Below are 19,941 nucleotides of genomic sequence, written 5' to 3' on the forward strand. Positions count from 1 at the left end.
CGCTAGCGCGACTTGCCCTGAATTTCCAGGAGTTTGGGCCGCACGTCGACCAGGTACACGCCGGCCGCGCAGGCCGCGATCGCCATGCCCAGCACCCCGAAGACGAAGCCCAGGATGGATGTCAGGGCCACGGCCCCGGCCAGAATCAGCAACCACACGGGCTTGGTCAGCTTGTCGGCGGCGGTGTAGGCGTCGGGTCGCTGCAGCGCGGCATGCACGAATGCGTAGATCGCCGTGACCAAGACGGCGATCTGCAAAACCAGCATGACGGTACCCACGAGGTGGTTCACGCCTCAAGCGTAGGCGGGCACCCTCCAAAACGTCGACTCCGAGTCACCCGGGGGCGACTCGGAGCCGAACGTCGTGTGAGCGTCGTGTGAGCGTCGTACTACTTCTGGGTGACCTTCTTGGCCGCCGCCTTCTTGGCGGGAGCCTTCTTGGCCGGAGCCTTCTTGGCGGGCGCCTTCTTCGCGGGCGCCTTGCCGACGGCCTTCTGGGCCTTCTTGGCGGTCGCTTCGGTCTTGCCGGGCAGCTCGATGCCGACCAGCTTCGCGGCGCGCTCGCCGACCGCGCGGGTCTGCGACGCGACGGTGCCCAACGCCTCCTGGGTCAGCTCGACGGCCTGGTCGACGTAGCCCTCCGCACGCGCGGAGGCGTCCTCGAACGCCGTCTGGCTGCGCAGCCGCTGCAGGGCCGCCTCGCCGCGCTCGACGAGCTCGTTGTACCGGCTGGTCGCCGCCTCCAGGTAGCCCTCGGCGGCCTTGCGCAGCTCGTCGGCGGTGAACCGGTCGCGCAGCTCGGTGAACTGCTCGGGCAGGTCCTCCTGCAGCTTGGTCAGGCGCGCGCGGCGCTCTTCCACCCGGGTGCGGGTTTCGACGCGGGTCTCTTCGGCGCGCTCGCGCAGGCTGGCGATCAGGTCGTTAACCGTGGCCAGGGCCAGGTCGGCCGCGCCCAGGGCCGCGAGCAAAGGAGCCCGCAAGTCTTCGATGTTCGAGTTTTCCGCCATGGTTTTTCCTTTCATGGTGTGGTTTGGCATTTGGTGTTTTCCGTTGTCAGGTGTCTGGTCGGGAAGTTAGGTGCAAACGTCTCCTTCGCAACTGGGACCGCCAGAACCCGGGGTAGTTCGCCCAGCACGTGAGCTGGAATCAATAAATCCCTCCCTGTGGGGTAACCCCGGCGGCCGGTCGTCTATACATCACCGACCCGAGAGCGACTGTTCACTCGGTGTCGGATTGGGTCGAACACTCCTCATCGGTGGATTCGTTTTGTTGGGTGAACGATGCGTAGATGTCGAGCAAGATCTGCTTTTGGCGCTCGGTGATCGCAGTGTCGGTGACGATCGCGTCCCGCACCTGACTCTTGTCGGTGGGCTCGAGAATCCCGGCGCGCACATAGAGAACCTCGGCGGAAACCCGCAGGGCCTTCGCGATCTGGTTCAGGACGTCGGCGGAGGGTTTGCGCAATCCACGCTCCACCTGGCTCAAATATGGATTGCTGACCCCGGACTTCTCGGCGAGTTGCCGCACCGAAACCTGCGCGAGTTCACGCTGGCTGCGGATGAAGCTGCCGATGTCGGAGGCCATGTCGGAGGCAGCGTTGGACACCTTGGCGGAGAGCTTCTCCTCGGGTGCCATGCGTGCTCCTGGGTCGGGCGGTTGATCTTGACGCCACCAGGGTACAACAAGTGCTTGCTATTGCAAGCACTTGTTAGCACTACTAGAAAAGCAGCTGCGCGACGGCGTAGATCACCAAGCCGGCCAACGAGCCGACCACCGTTCCGTTGATCCTGATGAATTGCAGGTCACGGCCCACGTGGAGTTCGATGCGCCGGCTGGCCTCCTCGGCATCCCAGCGTTCGATGGTGTCGGTGATGATCGCTGTGATCTCCACCCCATATTGCGAGACCAGGTGCTGGGCCGCCCGCACGAGCCAGTTGTCGACCTTGTCCCGCAGGTCGACGTCGTCGCGCAGCGACTCCCCGATGCGCACGACCGTGTCGGCGATCCGCGTGCGCAGCGTGCTGGACGGGTCGTCCACGCCCTCGAGCACCAGGCGTTTGAGCGTCGTCCACGCGGTCGCGGCGGCGTTGGCGATCTCGTCGCGCGCCATGAGCTGCTCTTTGATGGCGTCGGCCCGCGCGATGGTGTCCGGGTCGTGCTGCAGGTCGTCGGCGAATTCGAACAGGAAGCGGGTCGCCGACCGGCGCAGCTCGTGGTCGGGGTTGCGGCGCACCTTGTCGGTGAAGTCCATCAGCTCGCGGTGGATGCGATCGCCGACCAGATGGTCGACGAACCGCGGCGACCAGGTCGGCGAGTCGCGCTCGACCACCCGCTGGATGACCTCGCCGGCGTTCAGCGACCACTGGAAGGCCCGGTCGGCCAGCAACTGGATCAGCGCCTCCTGTCGGTTCTCGGCCAGCAGCGTCGCCAGCACCCGGCCGACGGGCGGTCCCCATTGCGGCTCGGCGATGCGGCGCACGATCATCCGGTCGATCACCTGCTGGACGTCCTCGTCGCGCAGCAGCTCGACGAGCACCCGCAGCACCGTGGCCGTCTCGCTCGCCACCCGCTCGGCGTGCGCGGCCTCCGACAGCCATTTCCCGAGCCGGCCGGACACCTCGGCGTCGCGCAGCTTGGTTTCCACGACCTCCGGCGACAGGAAGTTCTCCCGCACGAACGCGCCCAGGCCCTCGCCCAGCTGGTCTTTCTTGCGTTTGATGATCGCGGTGTGCGGGATCGGTATGCCCAGCGGGTGCCTGAACAGCGCGGTCACGGCGAACCAGTCCGCCAGGGCGCCCACCATCCCGGCCTCCGCGGCGGCACCGACATAACCCACCCAGACGCCCGCGCCGGCATGCGCCTGGGCCCACCGGCAGGCGAGGAACACGCCGGTGGCACCGATCAAAAAGCTCAGCGCGACCATCTTCATCCGGCGCAGCGCCACCCGTCGCTGCGCGTCAGCCTCACGATCGGCGCCCGCGAAGGACTCGGCCAACGAGGTGCGTCCCCGGCCCGCGGCCGTCAACGGCGTCGCCGAACTCGGCCTCGCCGTCGGCGGGCCGGATGCGTCGCCTCGCACCGAGGCTCTGTGTGCCACCACTTCATCATCTATGTTCCCGGCGATTGGTGTGACGACACTGGTTGCCGAGCCCCTCAAACGCCGCTACATGCCCGGCCAGCGCCACAAACCGACCTGTCCACGCCGTAGTATCGAGGGCGTCTAGGGAATGGGAACTCGGCGACAGTGACAGAACAAATCACGGTTGTGCGCGTCAAAATGGATGGGCGCAAGCGGCGCTGGCATCAGCACAAGGTGGAGCGTCGTAACGAACTCGTTGACGGCACGATCGACGCGATTCGCCGCCTCGGCGGCGCCCTGAGCATGGACGAGATCGCCGCCGAGATCGGCGTTTCGAAGACGGTGCTCTACCGCTATTTCGTCGACAAGAACGACCTCACCACCGCCGTGATGATGCGGTTCACCCAGACCACGCTGATCCCGAATATGGCTGCGGCGCTGACGTCTAACCTCGACGGCTTCGACCTGACCCGCGAGGTCATCCGGGTATACGTCGAAACGGTCGCGAACGAACCCGAGCCCTATCGCTTCGTGATGGCCAACAGTTCCGCCAGCAAGAGCAAGGTCATCGCCGACTCCGAGCGGATCATCGCCCGCATGCTCGCGGTGCTGATGCGCCGGCGCATGCAACAGGCGGGCATGGACACCGGGGGCGCGGAGCCGTGGGCGTACCTGATCGTCGGCGGCGTGCAGCTGGCCACCCACTCCTGGATGTCCTATCCGCGGATGACTCGCGACGAGTTGATCGACTACCTGACGATGCTGAGCTGGAACGCGCTGAAGGGGATCGTCGAGGTCGGCGGGTCGCTGGAGAAATTCCGCGAGGAGCCGCACCCGTCGCCGATCGTCCCGCCCCGGGACGACGACGACGCGGCCGCCGGCTGAGACGGCCCGGCCGGCGCTTTTGGAATCCTGTCGGTCTCATGTGAGGCTGGGACGCAACCCCTGGGTAGGACGACTTCACCTGCCTCAGGGATTAGCATGCAGGAAGCGTCGGGGGACATAGCGGGGTTCTTGTTCGGCTGTGCGCCCCTGCCCCTCCGCGAAAAGAAAGGCTCGTGTCGACATGTCTGTGCAGCTCACGCCGCATTTCGGAAACGTGCAAGCCCATTACGACTTGTCTGACGACTTCTTCCGGCTGTTCCTGGACCCCACCCAGACCTACAGCTGCGCCTACTTCGAGCGCGACGACATGACCCTGGAACAGGCGCAGCTCGCCAAGATCGATTTGGCGCTGGGGAAACTCAAGCTCGAGCCGGGAATGACGCTGCTGGACATCGGCTGCGGCTGGGGCGCCACCATGCGGCGAGCCATCGAGCGCTACGACGTCAACGTCGTGGGCCTGACGCTGTCGGAGAATCAGGCCGAGCACGTGCAGAAATCCTTCGACCAGATGGACACCATCCGCACCCGCCGGGTGCTGCTGGAGGGCTGGGAGAAGTTCCACGAACCGGTGGACCGCATCGTCTCGATCGGCGCGTTCGAGCACTTCGGCCGCCAGCGCTACGGGCGCTTCTTCAAGATGGCCTACAACGCGCTTCCGCCCGGCGGAATCATGTTGTTGCACACCATCGTTCGGCCGTCGTTCAAGGACGCCCGGGCCAAGGGCCTGAGCCTGACCCACGAGATCGTCGAGTTCTCGAAATTCATCCTGGCCGAGATCTTCCCGGGTGGCTGGCTTCCGACGCCCCAGACCGTCGGCGAGTACGGGGTCACGGTGGGCTTCGAGCTCACCCGCGTCCAGTCGCTGCGGCTGCACTACGCGAGGACGCTGGACCTGTGGGCGGAGGCGCTCGAAGCCAACCGCGAGGAGGCCCTCGCCATCCAGTCCCAAGAGGTCTACGACCGGTACATGAAGTACCTGACCGGCTGCGCCGAGCTGTTCCGGGATGGATACACCGACGTCAACCAGTTCACGATGGAGAAGAAGTAACCCGCTCCACGGAAACAATCAGCCCCGAACGGATCACCGTTCGGGGCTGACTCGACTGGGCTATTTGACCAACGTGAATTGCCCCACGTTGCTGATGCCCTTGCGGAAGAAATTCTCGCACCCGGTCAGATAGTGCATGTACTTGTCGTAGACCTCTTGGGATTGGACGGCGATCGCCTTTTCCTTATTGGCTTCCAGATTCGCCGCCCAGATGTTGAGGGTCCGCGCGTAATGCTCCTGCAGCAACTGCACCCGCTCGACCGAGAATCCGGCGGCCTCGCCGAACTTGAAAATGTCCTCCTGCGCCGGCAGTTGGCCACCCGGGAAAATCTCCTGGCCGATGAATCGCGCGAACCGGATATCGCTCATCGTCAATGTGACGCCGAGAGCGGGATATTCCTGCCACTGATACATCAGAATGGTGTGCAAAAGCATCCGGCCGTCGTCGGGAAGGATGTCATAGGCGAGATCGAAAAATGCGGGATAGCGCTCCATCTTGAAGGCCTCGAAGGCGCCGATCGTCACGATCCGGTCGACCTTGTCCTCGAACTCTTCCCAGCCCTGCAGGCGCACTTCGATGTTACGGTCCGTCGGCAATCCGGCCAGCATCTTCTTGCTGTACTCGAATTGGTTGCGGCTCAGCGTGATTCCGATGACGTTGACGTCGTAGCGCTCGACGGCCCGTTTGAGCGCGCCGCCCCAGCCGCAGCCGATGTCCAGCAGGGTCATCCCCGGCTCGAGGTTCAGCTTTCCCAGCGCCAGGTCGAATTTCGCAATCTGGGCCTCTTCGAGGGTCATGTCGTCGCGCTCGAAATAGGCGCACGTGTAGGCCATCGTCGGGTCGAGAAACAATGCGAAGAATTCGTCCGAGACGTCGTAGATGGACTGCGACTCCTCGTAATACGGCTCAAGCCTCGTCATCCGCGGTACATACCTTTCGTCGTATTAAACGCACGCATACTAGCCGACGGCATAGCGGCCAGCGTGTCATGCGCCCCGCGGTATGTCACCCGCGAGTGGTCAGTACTTGTAGAAGCCCTGGCCGGTCTTCTTGCCGAGCCGGCCGGCCTCCACCATGCGCAGCAGCAGCGGCGGTGGCCCGTACTGCGGCTCCTTGAACTCCTCGAACATCTTGTCCGCGATCAACTTCAAGGTGTCCAGGCCGACCAGGTCGGACAGGCGCAGCGGGCCCATCGGGTGCGACAGCCCGGCCACCACAGCCTTGTCCACATCCTCGACCGTGGCAAATCCGGCCTCCACCATGCGGATCGCCGAGAGCAGGTAGGGCACCAGCAACGCGTTCACCACGAAGCCGGACCGGTCCGAGCAGCGCACTACCTGCTTGCCCAGGACCGCGCTCGCGAACTCCTCGGTGCGCGCGGCGGCGGCCTCGTCGGTGACCAGCGTGCTGACCAACTCGACCAGCGGCAACACCGGCACCGGGTTGAAGAAGTGCAGACCCAGCACGCGTTGCGGGTTCTTGGTGGCCGCGGCGATCTTCATGATCGGGATGCTGGAGGTGTTGGACGCCAGCACCGCGTCGGGATCGGTGATCACCCGGTCGAGTTCGGCGAAGACCTGCGCCTTGACGGCGTCGTCCTCGATGATCGCCTCGATGACCAGTTGGCGGTCGGCGAGGTCGTTCAGGTCCGTGGTGAAGGTGAGCTTGCTCAGCGCGCGGTCACGTTCGCGCTCGGTGACCTTGCCCGCGCTGACGCCGCGCTCCAGCGACTTGACGATGCGGTTGCGTCCCGCCGCGATGAGGGCCTCGGTGGTCTCGAACACCGTCACGTCGACGTCGGCGCGGACCGAGACCTCGGCGATGCCGGATCCCATCTGGCCGGCCCCGACCACGCCTACTCGCTGAATCGCTGCGTCACTCACTTCAATTCTCTCCGGTTCTCTGCGGTGACCGTATCGTCTTGCACCGCAATAGGCCCCGCCCAGGGTTGGCCTGGGCGGGGCCTACGCTACTTCATCTCATTTTCGGTGCGACGAGCGTGTACTCAGGGCGAAAGTTCGGCCGAATTCTCGCCACCGATGCACGCTCGGCGCGCTTACGGCATGCGCCGCTCGGGCTCAGTGACTCAAGCCGTCGGTTTCACTTCGTCCTCGCGGCCTGCGCCGCTCGGGCTCAGTGACTCAAGCCGTCGGTTTCACTTCGTCCTCGCGGCCTGCGCCGCTCGGGCTCAGTGAAACTGCCCCTCTTCGGTGGAGCCGGTCAGCGCGGTGGTCGACGAGCTCGGGTCGACCGTGGTGGCGATGCGGTCGAAGTAACCGGCACCCACCTCACGCTGGTGCTTGGTGGCGGTGTAGCCACGCTCCTCGGCGGCGAACTCGCGCTCCTGCAGCTCGACGTAGGCGCTCATCTGGTTGCGGGCGTAGCCGTAGGCCAGGTCGAACATCGAGTAGTTCAGGGCGTGGAAGCCGGCCAGGGTGATGAACTGGAACTTGAATCCCATTGCGCCGAGCTCCTTTTGGAACTTCGCGATGGTGGAGTCGTCAAGGTGCTTCTTCCAGTTGAACGACGGCGAGCAGTTGTAGGCCAGCATCTGGTCGGGGAACTCGGACTTGACGCCCTCGGCGAACTTCGCGGCGAGCTCGAGGTCCGGAGTGCCGGTCTCCATCCAGATCAGGTCGGAGTACGGCGCGTACGCCTTGGCCCGGGCGATGCAGGGCTCCAGGCCGTTGCGGACCCGGTAGAAGCCCTCCTTGGTGCGCTCACCGGTGATGAACGGCTGGTCGCGCTCGTCGACGTCGGAGGTGATCAGCGTGGCCGCCTCGGCGTCGGTCCGGGCGATGACGACGGTCGGCACGTCGCACACGTCGGCCGCCAGCCGGGCCGAGGTCAGGGTGCGGATGTGCTGCTGTGTCGGGATCAGCACCTTGCCGCCCAGGTGACCACACTTCTTCTCCGAAGCCAGCTGGTCCTCCCAGTGCGAGCCCGCCACACCGGCCGCGATCATGGCCTTCTGCAGCTCGTAGACGTTGAGCGCGCCACCGAAACCGGCCTCACCGTCGGCGACGATGGGGGCCAGCCAGTTCTTCACCGAGGTGTCGCCCTCGACCTTGGCGATCTCGTCGGCGCGCAGCAGCGCGTTGTTGATCCGGCGGACCACCTGGGGCACCGAGTTGGCCGGGTAGAGGCTCTGGTCGGGGTAGGTGTGCCCGGACAGGTTCGCGTCCCCGGCGACCTGCCACCCGGACAGGTAGATGGCCTTGAGGCCGGCGCGCACCTGCTGGACGGCCATGTTCCCGGTCAGCGCGCCGAGCGCGTTGATGTACTCGAGGTCGTGGAGCTGCTCCCACAGCACCTCGGCGCCGCGGCGGGCCAGGGTGGCCTCCTCAACGACGGTGCCCTGCAGGGCGGCGACGTCCTTGGCGCTGTAGGTGCGGGTGACGTCCTTCCACCGCGGGTTGGTGTCCCAGTCCTTCTGAATCTGTTCGGCGCTCTTGGGGGTGCCAACGACAGACATGGGCATGCTCCTTCACGATCTTCACTACTGGGTTGCTGAACGCCTCACCGGCGGTAGCTAGCGGCTCAACTTCACTGGTGTGCTAACTCGAAGATGGCACAGCTCAGGGGGGCCGGTCCACCCGTTTCAATTGCCAATTTCAGCAACGGGAACGGGCGAATTTGCGAATCTTGTTAAGTTGCTAACTTGCTTGACCGTTTCAGAAGCTACCCGTCAGTAACCCCAAAGCCGCAGGTCAGAGGGCAATTTAACCGGGACGCTTGTCCTGTTACCTAGCAAAGATCGACGCGACGGCTTTCGTCTCGTCGCCGACGGCGTATGTGAGCGTTGTAACAGTGCGATCGGCCAGGTCGGGACCGAATTGCTCGGTCGATCCGGCGGGGTGGATGTGCGAGATGATCTCCAGCTTGTCCCCCAGCGCCACCGGCGCCTCGTGCTCGATCGTGATGCGCAACGGCGCCTGCATCAGCTCGGTGTGCGAGGCCAGGTAGTCCTCGACCACGCTCCAGTACACCGAGTTGTTCATGTGGTCGAACAGGTCGATGTCGGTGACCCGGACGGGAAACTCGTGGATCTCGACCGCGTCGTCCCGGCTGCCCGGCTTCAGATAGGACTTCCATCGCAGCCGGTCGACCGACGTGGTCTTGTGCAGGCCCGCCAGGAAGTCGTCGGCGATGCGCGAGGGCATCTGGGTCTCCCGGTTGATGTTTATCCAGAAGGCCTCGGACTCGATGAGCCCGCCCTTGCGCTTGCCGTCGATGCGGACCCGCATCTCGCACCAGCGATTGGAGGTGCCCGAGCACCATCTGCGCATCCGCAGCATGTCGCTGAATTCGACCGGTCGGATCAGGTCGATCATGGTGCGCCGGACGATCCACAGCGGATGGGTCTCCTCGAAACCCATCTCGCGTAGCTGGTCCTGGCCGATGTCCTGGATGTGCCGGCACGCGGCGTCCAGTCGCAGCCGGCCCGTGCAATCGATATCCCCGACCCGCAACGGCCACTGGCGGTCGAAAACGTCCGGGTGACCGTCGGGCACCGGCATCAGTTGTTTATCCAGGCTCACGGTGCGCTCCCCGTTTCCTCCTCGCGGTTACCCCAAATTAAGGCCCGAGGCCCCGGTCGAATAATGCCAACGAGGGCCATCGAACACCAATCGCGACGCGCGAGACCCGCTGCCAACTCTGCGAACCAAAGCTTCGCAAGGCCGGTAACCTCGGTGAGGTGTCCAAGACGTTCGTCGGCTCGCGGGTCCGCCAGCTGCGCAACGAGCGCGGGTTTTCCCAGGCCGCGCTGGCTCAGATGCTGGAAATCTCCCCGAGCTACCTCAACCAGATCGAGCACGACGTTCGCCCCCTGACGGTGGCCGTGCTGCTGCGCATCACCGAGGTGTTCGGGGTGGACGCCACGTTCTTCTCCTCACAGGACGACACCCGGCTGGTCGCCGAGCTGCGCGAGGTCACCCTGGACCGCGACCTCGACATCGACGTCGACCCGACCGAGGTCGCCGAAATGGTCAGCGCTCATCCCGGGTTGGCGCGGGCGGTGGTCAACCTGCACCGCCGTTACCGGATCACCACCGCGCAGCTGGCGGCCGCCACCGAGGAGCGGTTCTCCGACGGCAGCGGCAGCGGATCGATCACCATGCCGCACGAGGAGGTGCGCGACTACTTCTACCGACGGCAGAACTACCTGCACGAGCTGGACACCGCCGCCGAGGAGCTCACCATCAAGATGCGGTTGCACCACGGCGATCTGGCCCGGGAGTTGACGCGCCGGCTCACCGAGGTGCACGGGGTGCACATCAACCGCCGCATCGATCTCGGCGACACCGTGCTGCACCGCTACGACCCCGCCACCAAGACACTGGAGATCAGCAATCACCTCTCGCTGGGGCAGCAGGTGTTCAAGATGGCCGCCGAACTGGCCTACCTCGAGTTCGGGGATCTGATCGATGACCTGGTCGCGCAGGGCAAGTTCACCAGCGACGAGTCGCATACGCTGGCCCGGCTCGGTCTGGCCAACTACTTCGCCGCGGCCGCCGTGCTCCCCTACCGCCAATTCCACGACGTCGCAGAGAATTTCCGCTACGACGTCGAACGGTTGTCTTCCTTCTACTCGATCAGCTACGAGACCATCGCGCACCGGCTCTCGACGATGCAGCGCCCGTCGATGCGCGGGGTGCCGTTCTCCTTCGTCCGGGTCGACCGCGCCGGCAACATGTCAAAACGCCAGTCCGCCACCGGTTTTCATTTCTCCTCCAGCGGCGGCACCTGCCCGCTGTGGAACGTCTACGAAACCTTCGCCAACCCGGGCAAGATCCTGGTCCAGATCGCGCAGATGCCCGACGGCCGCAACTACATGTGGGTGGCCCGCACCGTGGAACGACGCGCGGCCCGGTATGGTCAGCCCGGTAAGACCTTCGCGATCGGCCTGGGGTGCGAGCTTCGCCACGCGCACCGGCTCGTCTACTCGGAAGGACTCGACTTGTCGGGGGAAATCTCCACACCGATCGGCGCGGGATGCCGGGTCTGTGAGCGCGACAACTGTCCGCAGCGCGCCTTCCCGGCGCTCGGGCGCGCGCTCGATCTCGACGAGCATCGCAGCACGGTGTCCCCGTACCTGGTGACGCAACCGTGAGTCCCGACGGCCGCATCCCGCCGGGGCGATTCCGCCAACTGGGACCGATCAATTGGGTGATCGCGAAGCTGGGCGCGCGCACCGTGCGCGCACCGGAGATGCACCTGTTCACCACCCTGGGCCAGCGCCAGTTGCTGTTTTGGACCTGGCTGGCCTACGGGGGCCGGCTGCTGCGCGGGAAGCTGCCGACCATCGACACCGAGCTGGTGATCCTGCGGGTCGGACACCTACGGGCGTGCGAATACGAACTGCAGCACCATCGCCGGATGGCGCGCAAGGCCGGGCTCGACGCCGGCATGCAGGCCGCGATCTTCGCGTGGCCGGAACGGCTGGACCCGGTCGAGGGGCGCCTGACCGTGCGTCAGCAGGCGCTGCTGGCGGCGACCGACGAGTTCGTCAACGACCGCACCGTCACCGACGCCACCTGGCGCGAGCTGGCGACTCACCTGGACCGGCGGCAGCTGATCGAATTCTGCTTGCTGGCAAGCCAATACGACGGGCTGGCCGCGACGATGGCCACGCTCGAGATTCCGCTGGACAACCCGCAGCAGCTATAGGTAGACGTCGGCCAAAATGGCCAGCGTCAGGACCACGGGAAGTACCGGCAGGCCGAAGGCGAACGCCGCCCAGCCCAGCTTCCCGCGTCGTCGCTGCCAGGCACCCCAGATCGCGGCGCCGATTCCCAGCACCACCGAGGCCAGCAAGACCAGCGGACCCCACTGGCCCGCCGTCGCGTTGTCCCCGGTCGAAATGCCGAGCAGCCACACGACATAACCGGTCGCCAGGCCGGCGACGGAGCCCGCGATCGTCTGGGGCGTGACGGTGCGAATCATGCGCGGCTCAGAAATTGATCATGTGTCCGGTCAGGCCGTGGAAGCATTCCTGCAGCGCCTCCGACATGGTCGGGTGGGTGTGCACGTTGCGGGCCAGCTCGGTGGCGGTCAGATCCCACTTCTGCGCCAGCGTCAGCTCCGGGAGCAGCTCCGAGACATCGTGCCCCACCAGGTGACCGCCCAGCAGCTCACCGTATTTCGAGTCGGCGATCAACTTGACGAACCCGCTCGGGTCGCCGACACCGTGGGCCTTGCCGTTCGCGGTGAACGGGAACTTCGCCACCACCACGTCGTGGCCTTCCTCGCGGGCCTGCTCCTCGGTGAGGCCGAAGCTGGCCACCTGAGGCTGGCAGAAGGTCGCGCGCGGCATCATCCGGTAGTCACCGAGCGCCAAAGTCTCTGCGCCGGCGATAGTTTCGGCCGCCACGACGCCCTGGGCCTCGGCGACGTGGGCGAGCTGCAGCTTCCCGGTGACATCGCCAATGGCGTAGATGTGCTCGATGTTGGTGCGCATGTAGTCGGTGATGCCGATGGCCTTGCGGTCGGTCAGCGCGACCCCGGCGGCCTCGAGGCCGTAGCCCTCGACGTTGGGCGCAAAACCGATGGCCTGCAACACTTTCGCGGCCTTGAGCTCCTGGGTGTTGCCGTCCTTGCTGACGGCCACCGTCACCTCGGCACCGTTGTCGGAGATCGACTCGACCTTGGTGCCGGTGAGGATTTTGACGCCCAGCTTCTTGAACTGCCTCTCAACCTCCTTGGACACCTCGGCGTCCTCGTTGGGCAGCGCGCGCGCCAAGAACTCCACGACGGTCACGTCGACCCCGTAGTTGCGCAGCACGTAGCCGAACTCCATGCCGATCGCTCCGCAACCGGCGATGATGATCGACTCAGGCAGCTCGCGGGACAGGATCAGTTCCTCGTAGGTGACCACGTTGGCCGACAGCGAGGTGCCCGGAACCAGCCGGGTGCTGCTGCCGGTGGCGATGATGGCGTTGTCGAACGTGACCGTCTCGGTCCCGCCGTCGTTGAGTTCGACCGAGATGGTGTTCGCGTCGGTGAACCGGCCGTAGCCGTGGATCTCGGTGATCTTGTTCTTCTTCATCAGGAAGTGCACGCCCGCGACGCGGCCGTCTGCCACCTTGCGGCTGCGGTCGAAGGCGACGCCGTAGTCGAAGGTCGCCTCTCCGCTGATGCCAAAGGTCTTGGCCTCTTTGGTGAAGATGTGCGCGAGTTCGGCGTTGCGCAGCAGCGCCTTGGACGGAATGCATCCGACGTTGAGGCAAACCCCGCCCCAGTACTTCGGCTCGACGACCGCGGTGGAAAGGCCGAGTTGTGCGGCGCGAATGGCCGCGACATATCCGCCGGGGCCGGCCCCGAGGACGACTACGTCATAGTGAGAAGTCACGTGCCCACCCTAGTGGGCGCCGGCTCGCAGCGGACAACGCCGTGAGTCGCGCCGCTTCCAACGCGCCGAGCGTGGGCGCTACGTACCGGAAACGCCGGAAATTCGTCCCTCACCTCCACACTCGCGGGGCGCCTCGGAATCATGTCAATACGGAATGACGCCGACCAGGCAGTGGCCCACTCGCTCGCAGTAGTAGTAGCCGTACAGGGGTGCCGCGCCGGCCACGGCGGCGAACGGCCCCGACATCAGCGCCACCGACAGCGCGGAAACCAGCGGCCTGCCGTGCACCATCGCGAGCATCACGCCGCCGACCACGCACACCGCCACGTAGACCAGCACCGCGAACAGCGCCGGGGTCTTGTCGATCGAGCCGTACCACCACGAGAACAAACCCAGCCCGACCACGGCCGCGGCGGCCCACACGCCCAGCAGCATCAGGGCCAACTTCCACCACTTGACGTAGAAGTAGCGACCGGGGACGGTGACCGACTGCACCGGGACGGCGGATCCGGCGGCGACCTCCGGTTCGGGCTCGCCGGGTTCGGGCTCGGTGGCCGCCGGCCGCTCGCCGGTGTCCGCGATCTCGGAGTCGGAGTCGGAGTCGTCGTCGAAATCGGGGACCCAGGACTGCGTCCCGGTGTCCTCGGTCTCGCGTTCATCGTCGGAGAAGTCCGGCACGAAGGCCTCGGTCCCGGGGCTCGCGGCGTCCTTGTCGTCAGGCACCGGCGGTCACCCGCAACGCGACGAGCACACCGAACCAGCCCGGCGCCGCCGCCAGGATGAACGCGCCCAGCGCGGTGACCCAGCGGCGCCCGGAGAACAGGATCATCGTCAGTCCGACGACGCTGGGGATGCCGACCACCGACGCGATCGCGATGTCCGGGCGGACGCTGGCGTGGACCACGACGGTGTACGCCACGCACGCCAGGGCCCCGACCGCGCTTCCGATCAGCATGGCGCCGGCCAGTAACCAGGGACGGGGCAGGGGAATCACTTTCTCGACTGTACTGCGGTCACCGAGGCGCAGGGCATGTCTGCGCGCCCGCGCCGGCCACCACCGGACCGCGTGTCGCGGGCCGTTCACCCCGCTCGTAACCGGCGCCCGTGATGACCGGCGCGCCGGCCAAAGACGCCTGTTCTTCGGCGGTGAAGACGCGGCCGCGGGACAGGAACCGGACGCCGTCGGGTGCCTCCAGGCTGAACCCGCCGCCGCGGCCGGGCACCACGTCGATCACCAACTGGGTGTGCTTGTCGCGATAGTGGGCCGCGTACTGCGGGCCCGAAATCCACACCGGCACCCCGTCGGGTCCGACGTCGAGCACGCCGAGCAGGACGTCGCGATCGCCGACCAGGAAGTCGCCGAGCGGGTAGCACATCGGCGACGAGCCGTCGCAGCAGCCGCCGGACTGGTGGAACATCACCGGGCCGTGCGCCGCCTGCAGCCGCGTCAGCACCTCGGCGGCCGGGGCGGTGATGGCCACTCCGGCGGGCGCGAGACCCTTGGCGCCGCTCCCCCTCATCGCTTCGCTCTGCATCGTCGCCGGCGCGTCAGAAGAACCCTTGCGCCTTCTCGGAGTAGGACACCAGCATGTTCTTGGTCTGCTGATAGTGGTCCAGCATCATCTTGTGGTTCTCCCGGCCGATGCCGGACTGCTTGTAGCCGCCGAACGCCGCGTGGGCGGGATAGACGTGGTAGCAGTTCACCCACACCCGGCCGGCCTGGATGTCGCGCCCGGCCCGGTAGGCGGTGTTGCCGTCGCGGCTCCACACCCCCGCCCCCAGGCCGTAGAGGGTGTCGTTGGCGATCGACATCGCGTCGTCGTAATCGGAGAACGACGTCACCGCCACCACCGGCCCGAAGATCTCCTCCTGGAAGACCCGCATCGAGTTGTCGCCGCCCAGGATGGTGGGCTGCATGTAGAAGCCGCCGGACAGGTCGCCGCCGAGCTCGGCGCGTTCGCCTCCGGTGATCACCTTGGCGCCCTCGTCCTTGCCGATTTCGATGTAGGACAACACCTTTTCCAGCTGGTCGTTGGACGCCTGCGACCCCAGCATGGTCTCGGAGTCCAGCGGGTCGCCCTGCCGGACCGCCTTGGTGCGGATCGCGGCCAGCTCCAGGAACTCGTCGTAGATGTCGGCCTGGACCAGGCTGCGCGACGGGCAGGTGCACACCTCGCCCTGGTTGAGGGCGAACATCGTGAAGCCCTCCAGCGCCTTGTCCTGATAGTCGTCGGCCTTGGCCATCACATCGGAGAAGAAGATGTTGGGGCTCTTGCCCCCGAGTTCGAGGGTGACCGGGATCAGGTTCTGCGACGCGTACTGCATGATCAGTCGCCCCGTGGTGGTCTCGCCGGTGAACGCGATCTTGGCGATCCGGTTGCTCGATGCCAGCGGCTTACCGGCCTCGGCGCCGAACCCGCTGACGACGTTGATCACCCCGGGCGGCAGCAGGTCGCCGATCAGCGACATCAGGTAGAGCACCGAAACCGGCGTCTGCTCAGCGGGTTTGAGCACCACCGCGTTGCCGGCGGCCAACGCGGGCGCCAGCTTCCAGGCGCCCATCAGGATGGGGAAGTTCCACGGGATGATCTGCCCGACCACGCCGAGCGGCTCGTGGAAGTGGTAGGCGACGGTGTCGTCGTCGATCTGGCTCAGCGAGCCCTCCTGGGCGCGCAGCGCCGCGGCGAAGTACCGGAAGTGGTCGGCCGCCAAGGGGATGTCGGCGGCCAGCGCCTCGCGGATCGGCTTGCCGTTGTCCCAGACCTCGGCCACCGCCAGCGCGGCGGTGTGTTCGTCGATGCGGTCGGCGATCTTGTTCAGGATCGCGGCGCGCTCGGCCGGCGCCGTCTTACCCCACGCCGGCGCGGCCGCGTGGGCGGCGTCGAGCGCCTTGTCGACGTCGGCCTCATCCGAACGGGCCACCTCGCAGAACGTCTGGCCGGTGACCGGTGTCGGGTTCTCGAAGTAGCGCCCCCGCGCCGGCGGAACCCACTGCCCCCCGATGAAGTTCTCGTAGCGAGACTCATACGACATCAACGCCCCGGCGGCACCTGGACGTGCGAAAACGGTCACTGCTCTCACTCCTCGTTCGGCTGTGTAATACACCTCACAGTACCGCCGTGGCCACAATGGCTTCCATGGCTTCCAACGCTTCCACGACGCCGCACGCGCGCACCGACCCTCAGGACAGCGAAGACCCCTACCTCTGGCTCGAGGACGTCACCGGCGACGAGGCGCTGGATTGGGTGCGGGCGCGCAACGAGCCGACGCTGGCGCGCTTCCGCGACACCGATTTCGAGCGGATGCGCACCGAGGCGCTCGAGGTGCTCGACACCGACGCCCGCATCCCCTACGTGGTGCGCCGCGGCGAGTACCTCTACAACTTCTGGCGTGACGCGGCCAACCCCCGCGGGCTGTGGCGGCGCACCACGCTGGACAGCTACCGCACCGATACCCCCGAGTGGGACGTGCTGATCGACGTCGACGAACTGGGCCGGGCCGACGGCGAGAAATGGGTGTGGGCCGGCGCCGCCGTCATCTACCCCGAGTACACCCGCGCGCTGGTCAGCCTCTCCCGCGGCGGCTCGGACGCCTCGATCGTGCGCGAATTCGACATGCTGACAAGGGAATTCGTCACCGACGGATTCGAACTTCCGGAAGCCAAGTCGCAGGTCAGCTGGGAAGACCCCGACACCGTCCTGGTCGGCACCGACTTCGGGCCCGACACGCTCACCGATTCGGGCTACCCGCGGGTGGTCAAGCGGTGGCGCCGGGGCACACCCCTGGCCGAGGCCGAGACCGTCTTCGAGGGCGCCCGTTCCGACGTGAACGTGGCGGCCAGCGCCAGCCGGATCCCCGGGTACGAGCGCACCCTGATCGGGCGGGCGCTGGACTTCTGGAACGAAGAACTCTACGAGCTGCGCGGCCCGGAGCTCATCCGCATCGATACCCCCACCGACGCCAGCGTGAGCCTGCACCGCGAATGGCTGCTGGTCGAGCTGCGCAGCGATTGGTTCTTCGGCGGCACCACCTATGGCGCCGGGTCGCTGCTGGCCGCCGACTACGAGGAATTCCTCGCCGGCACAGCGCAATTGCAGGTGGTCTTCGAACCCGACGAACACACGGCGCTCAACCACTACGCGTGGACCCGCGACCGGCTGGTGATCGTCTCGCTGGTGGACGTGGCCAGTCGCGTCGAGATCGTCACGCCGTCACGGCCATCGGGTGACGACCCGCTGCGCCCGGCTCCGCCGCGCTTGCGATCGTCACGGGCATCGGGTGACGACCCGCTGCGCCCGGCTCCGCCGCGCTTGCGATCGTCACGGGCATCCTGGCGCCGCGAACCCGTGGCCGGGATCCCGGCCGCCACCAACACCGTCGTCGTCTCCGCCGACGACACCGGCGACGAGTTCTTCCTGGATTCCAGTGGATTCGACACACCGTCCCGGCTGATGCGGGGCACCGACGACGGGGCCCTCGAACAGCTCAAGTCCGCCCCGGCGTTCTTCGATGCCGAAAACATCTCCGTGACACAGAACTTCGTGAAGTCGAAGGACGGCACGCCGATCCCCTACTTCGTGGTCCGGCCCGCCGGCCCGGCGTCCGACGGACCGGCGCCCACCCTGCTCTACGGCTACGGCGGATTCGAATCGTCGAACACGCCCGGTTACAGCGGCGTGCTGGGGCGGCTGTGGCTGGCCCGCGGCGGCACGTACGTGTTGGCCAACATCCGCGGCGGCGGCGAATACGGTCCCGAGTGGCACACCCAGGCGATACGTGAGGGCCGGCACAAGGTCGCCGAGGACTTCGCCGCCGTGGCAACCGATTTGGTGGACCGCGGCATCACACGCGTCGAGCAGCTCGGCGCGCAGGGCGGCAGCAACGGCGGCCTGCTGATGGGCATCATGCTGACCCAGTACCCGGAAAAATTCGGCGCGCTGGTGTGCAGCGTCCCGCTGCTGGACATGAAGCGCTACCACCTGCTGCTGGCCGGCGCGTCGTGGGTGGCCGAGTACGGTGACCCGGACAACCCCGACGATTGGAAATTCATCGCCGAATACTCGCCCTACCAAAACATTTCGGCGACGCGCCGGTACCCGCCGGTGCTGATGACCACGTCCACCCGCGACGACCGGGTGCATCCGGGGCACGCCCGCAAGATGACCGCGGCCCTCGAGGCCGCCGGCCACCCGGTGTTCTACTACGAGAACATCGAGGGCGGCCACGCCGGTGCGGCCGACAACGAGCAGGTCGCCTTCAAGTCGGCGCTGACCTACTCGTTCCTATGGCAGATGCTGGGCGGGCGCACGCAGTCATAGGATCGACGACGTGTCAGCGGCGCAGCGCATCGAACTCACCCTGTTGGCGACCGGGCTGATCTTCATCCTGGCGTCGGCGGCCCAGGCACGGTACCGCTTCATCAACGACCGTCGCGCGGGCCGGCGGTTCTACTGGGCGACCGCGATCATCGGCATCGCCTGCTTCGCGGTCGGGACCGGCCAGCCGTGGCCCAACGGAGTCGTCGTGGCGGCGATCTTTTCGGCCATCGTCGCCTTCTCGGCCTACCTCACCACGCCGTATCTGAAGATCGCCGGGCGGATCTACGCCTCGTCACCGGAAAACCGGCAGCCCGACCCCTAAGGACGCCATGCCAAGCAGCGACTTCCAGACCCTGCTCTACCGCACGGCCGGCCCCGTGGCCACCATCACGCTGAACCGGCCCGAACAGCTGAACACGATCGTGCCGCCCATGCCCGACGAGATCGAGGCCGCGGTCGGCCTGGCCGAGCGCGACCCGGCCGTCAAGGTCATCGTGCTGCGCGGGGCGGGCCGGGCGTTCTCCGGCGGCTACGACTTCGGCGGCGGTTTCCAGCACTGGGGCGAGTCCATGATGAGCGACGGGAAGTGGGATCCCGGCAAGGACTTCGCGATGGTCAGCGCCCGCGAGACCGGGCCGACGCAAAAGTTCATGGCCATCTGGCGGGCGTCCAAACCGGTGATCGCCCAGGTGCACGGCTGGTGCGTGGGCGGTGCCAGCGACTACGCGCTGTGCGCCGATCTCGTCATCGCCAGCGAGGACGCCGTGATCGGCACCCCCTACAGCAGGATGTGGGGCGCGTACCTGACCGGGATGTGGCTCTACCGGCTGAGCCTGGCCAAGGTGAAGTGGCACTCGCTGACCGGGCGTCCCCTGACCGGCGTGCAGGCCGCGGAGATCGAGCTGATCAACGAGGCGGTGCCCTTCGAGCGCCTCGAAGCGCGGGTGGCCGAGATCGCGGCCGAACTGGCGCAGATCCCCTTGTCGCAGTTGCAGGCGCAAAAGCTGATCGTCAACCAGGCCTACGAGAACATGGGCCTGGCCTCCACCCAGACGCTGGGCGGCATCCTCGACGGCCTGATGCGCAATACGCCCGACGCCCTGGGCTTCATCAAGATCGCGGAGGACGAGGGCGTGCGCGCCGCCGTCGAGCGTCGCGACGGCCCGTTCGGGGACTACAGCCAGGCCCCGCCGGAGCTGCGGCCGGACCCGTCACACGTCATCGTCCCTGATCGGGACTGATACTGAGACAGGCTAGA

The 19,941-nt window shown here is 66.5% G+C and carries 20 protein-coding genes and 1 pseudogene; 7 read left to right on the forward strand and 14 right to left on the reverse strand.

Annotated elements, in window-relative coordinates; genetic code table 11:
* Positions 1 to 2: 2 nt before the first annotated feature.
* The 4 genes and pseudogenes from OCU_RS47050 to OCU_RS47065 form a co-directional block, all read right to left on the reverse strand.
* Positions 3 to 290 (reverse strand): DUF2516 family protein, encoded by a 288-nt coding sequence (locus OCU_RS47050; RefSeq protein ID WP_008261234.1) that lies wholly within the window; start codon positions 288 to 290, stop codon positions 3 to 5.
* 98 nt (positions 291 to 388) lie between these two features.
* Positions 389 to 1,006 (reverse strand): heparin-binding hemagglutinin HbhA, encoded by a 618-nt coding sequence (gene hbhA / locus OCU_RS47055; protein ID WP_008261246.1) that lies wholly within the window; start codon positions 1,004 to 1,006, stop codon positions 389 to 391.
* Positions 1,007 to 1,195: 189 nt separating this feature from the next.
* Positions 1,196 to 1,634 (reverse strand): annotated as a pseudogene (locus OCU_RS47060) (helix-turn-helix domain-containing protein).
* An 82-nt stretch (positions 1,635 to 1,716) separates the two neighbouring features.
* On the reverse strand, positions 1,717 to 3,099 hold the full coding sequence (locus tag OCU_RS47065; RefSeq protein ID WP_085976460.1) for a DUF445 domain-containing protein: 1,383 nt from the start codon (positions 3,097 to 3,099) through the stop codon (positions 1,717 to 1,719).
* Positions 3,100 to 3,276: 177 nt separating this feature from the next.
* Between OCU_RS47065 and OCU_RS47070 the strand changes: the two genes are divergently transcribed.
* Both OCU_RS47070 and pcaA read left to right on the forward strand, forming a co-directional pair.
* Positions 3,277 to 3,963, forward strand: a complete 687-nt coding sequence (locus OCU_RS47070; protein WP_026071174.1) for a TetR/AcrR family transcriptional regulator — start codon at positions 3,277 to 3,279, stop codon at positions 3,961 to 3,963.
* Positions 3,964 to 4,144: 181 nt separating this feature from the next.
* On the forward strand, positions 4,145 to 5,011 hold the full coding sequence (pcaA, locus tag OCU_RS47075; RefSeq protein ID WP_036459758.1) for a cyclopropane mycolic acid synthase PcaA: 867 nt from the start codon (positions 4,145 to 4,147) through the stop codon (positions 5,009 to 5,011).
* A gap of 60 nt (positions 5,012 to 5,071) precedes the next feature.
* Here the strand turns inward: pcaA and OCU_RS47080 are convergent, their stop codons facing one another.
* The 4 genes from OCU_RS47080 to OCU_RS47095 all read right to left on the reverse strand — a co-directional run bounded on the left by OCU_RS47080 (position 5,072) and on the right by OCU_RS47095 (position 9,553).
* The gene (locus OCU_RS47080) at positions 5,072 to 5,932 is read right to left on the reverse strand and encodes a cyclopropane mycolic acid synthase family methyltransferase (RefSeq protein ID WP_009953526.1); all 861 of its coding nucleotides are present in this window, start codon (positions 5,930 to 5,932) and stop codon (positions 5,072 to 5,074) included.
* Between the two features lie 99 nt (positions 5,933 to 6,031).
* On the reverse strand, positions 6,032 to 6,895 hold the full coding sequence (locus tag OCU_RS47085) for a 3-hydroxybutyryl-CoA dehydrogenase (protein ID WP_014381237.1): 864 nt from the start codon (positions 6,893 to 6,895) through the stop codon (positions 6,032 to 6,034).
* A 305-nt stretch (positions 6,896 to 7,200) separates the two neighbouring features.
* Positions 7,201 to 8,487, reverse strand: a complete 1,287-nt coding sequence (gene aceA / locus OCU_RS47090) for an isocitrate lyase (protein WP_014381239.1) — start codon at positions 8,485 to 8,487, stop codon at positions 7,201 to 7,203.
* 268 nt (positions 8,488 to 8,755) lie between these two features.
* Entirely contained in the window at positions 8,756 to 9,553 is a 798-nt protein-coding gene (locus tag OCU_RS47095) for an acyl-[acyl-carrier-protein] thioesterase (RefSeq protein ID WP_014381240.1), read from the reverse strand.
* A gap of 158 nt (positions 9,554 to 9,711) precedes the next feature.
* Between OCU_RS47095 and ramB the strand changes: the two genes are divergently transcribed.
* Positions 9,712 to 11,127: an acetate metabolism transcriptional regulator RamB gene (ramB, locus tag OCU_RS47100; protein ID WP_014381241.1), complete on the forward strand. Its 1,416-nt coding sequence runs from the start codon at positions 9,712 to 9,714 to the stop codon at positions 11,125 to 11,127.
* Complete coding sequence (locus OCU_RS47105; RefSeq protein ID WP_014381242.1) at positions 11,124 to 11,684, forward strand: carboxymuconolactone decarboxylase family protein; 561 nt, start codon at positions 11,124 to 11,126, stop codon at positions 11,682 to 11,684. The genes ramB and OCU_RS47105 overlap by 4 nt, the downstream gene beginning before the upstream one ends.
* Here OCU_RS47105 and OCU_RS47110 read toward each other — a convergent pair.
* From OCU_RS47110 to exaC, 6 genes are all read right to left on the reverse strand, one after another.
* Positions 11,679 to 11,960, reverse strand: coding sequence for a hypothetical protein (locus OCU_RS47110; RefSeq protein WP_014381243.1), 282 nt, complete (start codon positions 11,958 to 11,960; stop codon positions 11,679 to 11,681). The genes OCU_RS47105 and OCU_RS47110 overlap by 6 nt on opposite strands.
* A 7-nt stretch (positions 11,961 to 11,967) precedes the next feature.
* Positions 11,968 to 13,365, reverse strand: coding sequence for a dihydrolipoyl dehydrogenase (gene lpdA / locus OCU_RS47115; protein WP_009953525.1), 1,398 nt, complete (start codon positions 13,363 to 13,365; stop codon positions 11,968 to 11,970).
* Between the two features lie 144 nt (positions 13,366 to 13,509).
* Positions 13,510 to 14,088 (reverse strand): hypothetical protein, encoded by a 579-nt coding sequence (locus OCU_RS47120; protein WP_009953523.1) that lies wholly within the window; start codon positions 14,086 to 14,088, stop codon positions 13,510 to 13,512.
* Positions 14,081 to 14,359 carry a putative holin gene (locus OCU_RS47125; RefSeq protein ID WP_026071173.1) on the reverse strand — a complete coding sequence of 93 codons (279 nt, stop codon included), beginning with the start codon at positions 14,357 to 14,359 and terminating at the stop codon, positions 14,081 to 14,083. Before OCU_RS47125 ends, OCU_RS47120 begins: the two co-directional genes overlap by 8 nt.
* A gap of 19 nt (positions 14,360 to 14,378) precedes the next feature.
* Positions 14,379 to 14,885: a DUF779 domain-containing protein gene (locus tag OCU_RS47130; RefSeq protein WP_044059248.1), complete on the reverse strand. Its 507-nt coding sequence runs from the start codon at positions 14,883 to 14,885 to the stop codon at positions 14,379 to 14,381.
* Positions 14,886 to 14,913: 28 nt separating this feature from the next.
* On the reverse strand, positions 14,914 to 16,437 hold the full coding sequence (exaC, locus tag OCU_RS47135; protein WP_008261276.1) for an acetaldehyde dehydrogenase ExaC: 1,524 nt from the start codon (positions 16,435 to 16,437) through the stop codon (positions 14,914 to 14,916).
* A gap of 65 nt (positions 16,438 to 16,502) precedes the next feature.
* Here exaC and OCU_RS47140 point away from each other — a divergent pair, with 65 nt between their 5' ends.
* From OCU_RS47140 to OCU_RS47150, 3 genes are read left to right on the forward strand one after another with little or no spacing between them, the layout of a single operon-like run.
* Complete coding sequence (locus tag OCU_RS47140) at positions 16,503 to 18,683, forward strand: prolyl oligopeptidase family serine peptidase (protein WP_036459815.1); 2,181 nt, start codon at positions 16,503 to 16,505, stop codon at positions 18,681 to 18,683.
* 10 nt (positions 18,684 to 18,693) lie between these two features.
* Complete coding sequence (locus OCU_RS47145) at positions 18,694 to 19,005, forward strand: hypothetical protein (RefSeq protein ID WP_009953520.1); 312 nt, start codon at positions 18,694 to 18,696, stop codon at positions 19,003 to 19,005.
* 7 nt (positions 19,006 to 19,012) lie between these two features.
* On the forward strand, positions 19,013 to 19,924 hold the full coding sequence (locus OCU_RS47150; protein ID WP_008261283.1) for a crotonase/enoyl-CoA hydratase family protein: 912 nt from the start codon (positions 19,013 to 19,015) through the stop codon (positions 19,922 to 19,924).
* Positions 19,925 to 19,941: the final 17 nt, after the last annotated feature.

Origin of the sequence: Mycobacterium intracellulare ATCC 13950 (assembly GCF_000277125.1) — a bacterium.
GTDB lineage: Bacteria > Actinomycetota > Actinomycetes > Mycobacteriales > Mycobacteriaceae > Mycobacterium > Mycobacterium intracellulare.

Bases quoted from the DNA above. Each gene is read 5' to 3' on its own strand.
- hbhA (WP_008261246.1), bottom strand. From the start codon at position 1,006: ATGGCGGAAAACTCGAACATCGAAGACTTGCGGGCTCCTTTGCTCGCG.
- OCU_RS47070 (WP_026071174.1), top strand. From the start codon at position 3,277: ATGGATGGGCGCAAGCGGCGCTGGCATCAGCACAAGGTGGAGCGTCGT.
- pcaA (WP_036459758.1), top strand. From the start codon at position 4,145: ATGTCTGTGCAGCTCACGCCGCATTTCGGAAACGTGCAAGCCCATTAC.
- OCU_RS47080 (WP_009953526.1), bottom strand. From the start codon at position 5,932: ATGACGAGGCTTGAGCCGTATTACGAGGAGTCGCAGTCCATCTACGAC.
- aceA (WP_014381239.1), bottom strand. From the start codon at position 8,487: ATGTCTGTCGTTGGCACCCCCAAGAGCGCCGAACAGATTCAGAAGGAC.
- OCU_RS47110 (WP_014381243.1), bottom strand. From the start codon at position 11,960: ATGATTCGCACCGTCACGCCCCAGACGATCGCGGGCTCCGTCGCCGGC.
- OCU_RS47130 (WP_044059248.1), bottom strand. From the start codon at position 14,885: ATGAGGGGGAGCGGCGCCAAGGGTCTCGCGCCCGCCGGAGTGGCCATC.
- OCU_RS47140 (WP_036459815.1), top strand. From the start codon at position 16,503: ATGGCTTCCAACGCTTCCACGACGCCGCACGCGCGCACCGACCCTCAG.
- OCU_RS47150 (WP_008261283.1), top strand. From the start codon at position 19,013: ATGCCAAGCAGCGACTTCCAGACCCTGCTCTACCGCACGGCCGGCCCC.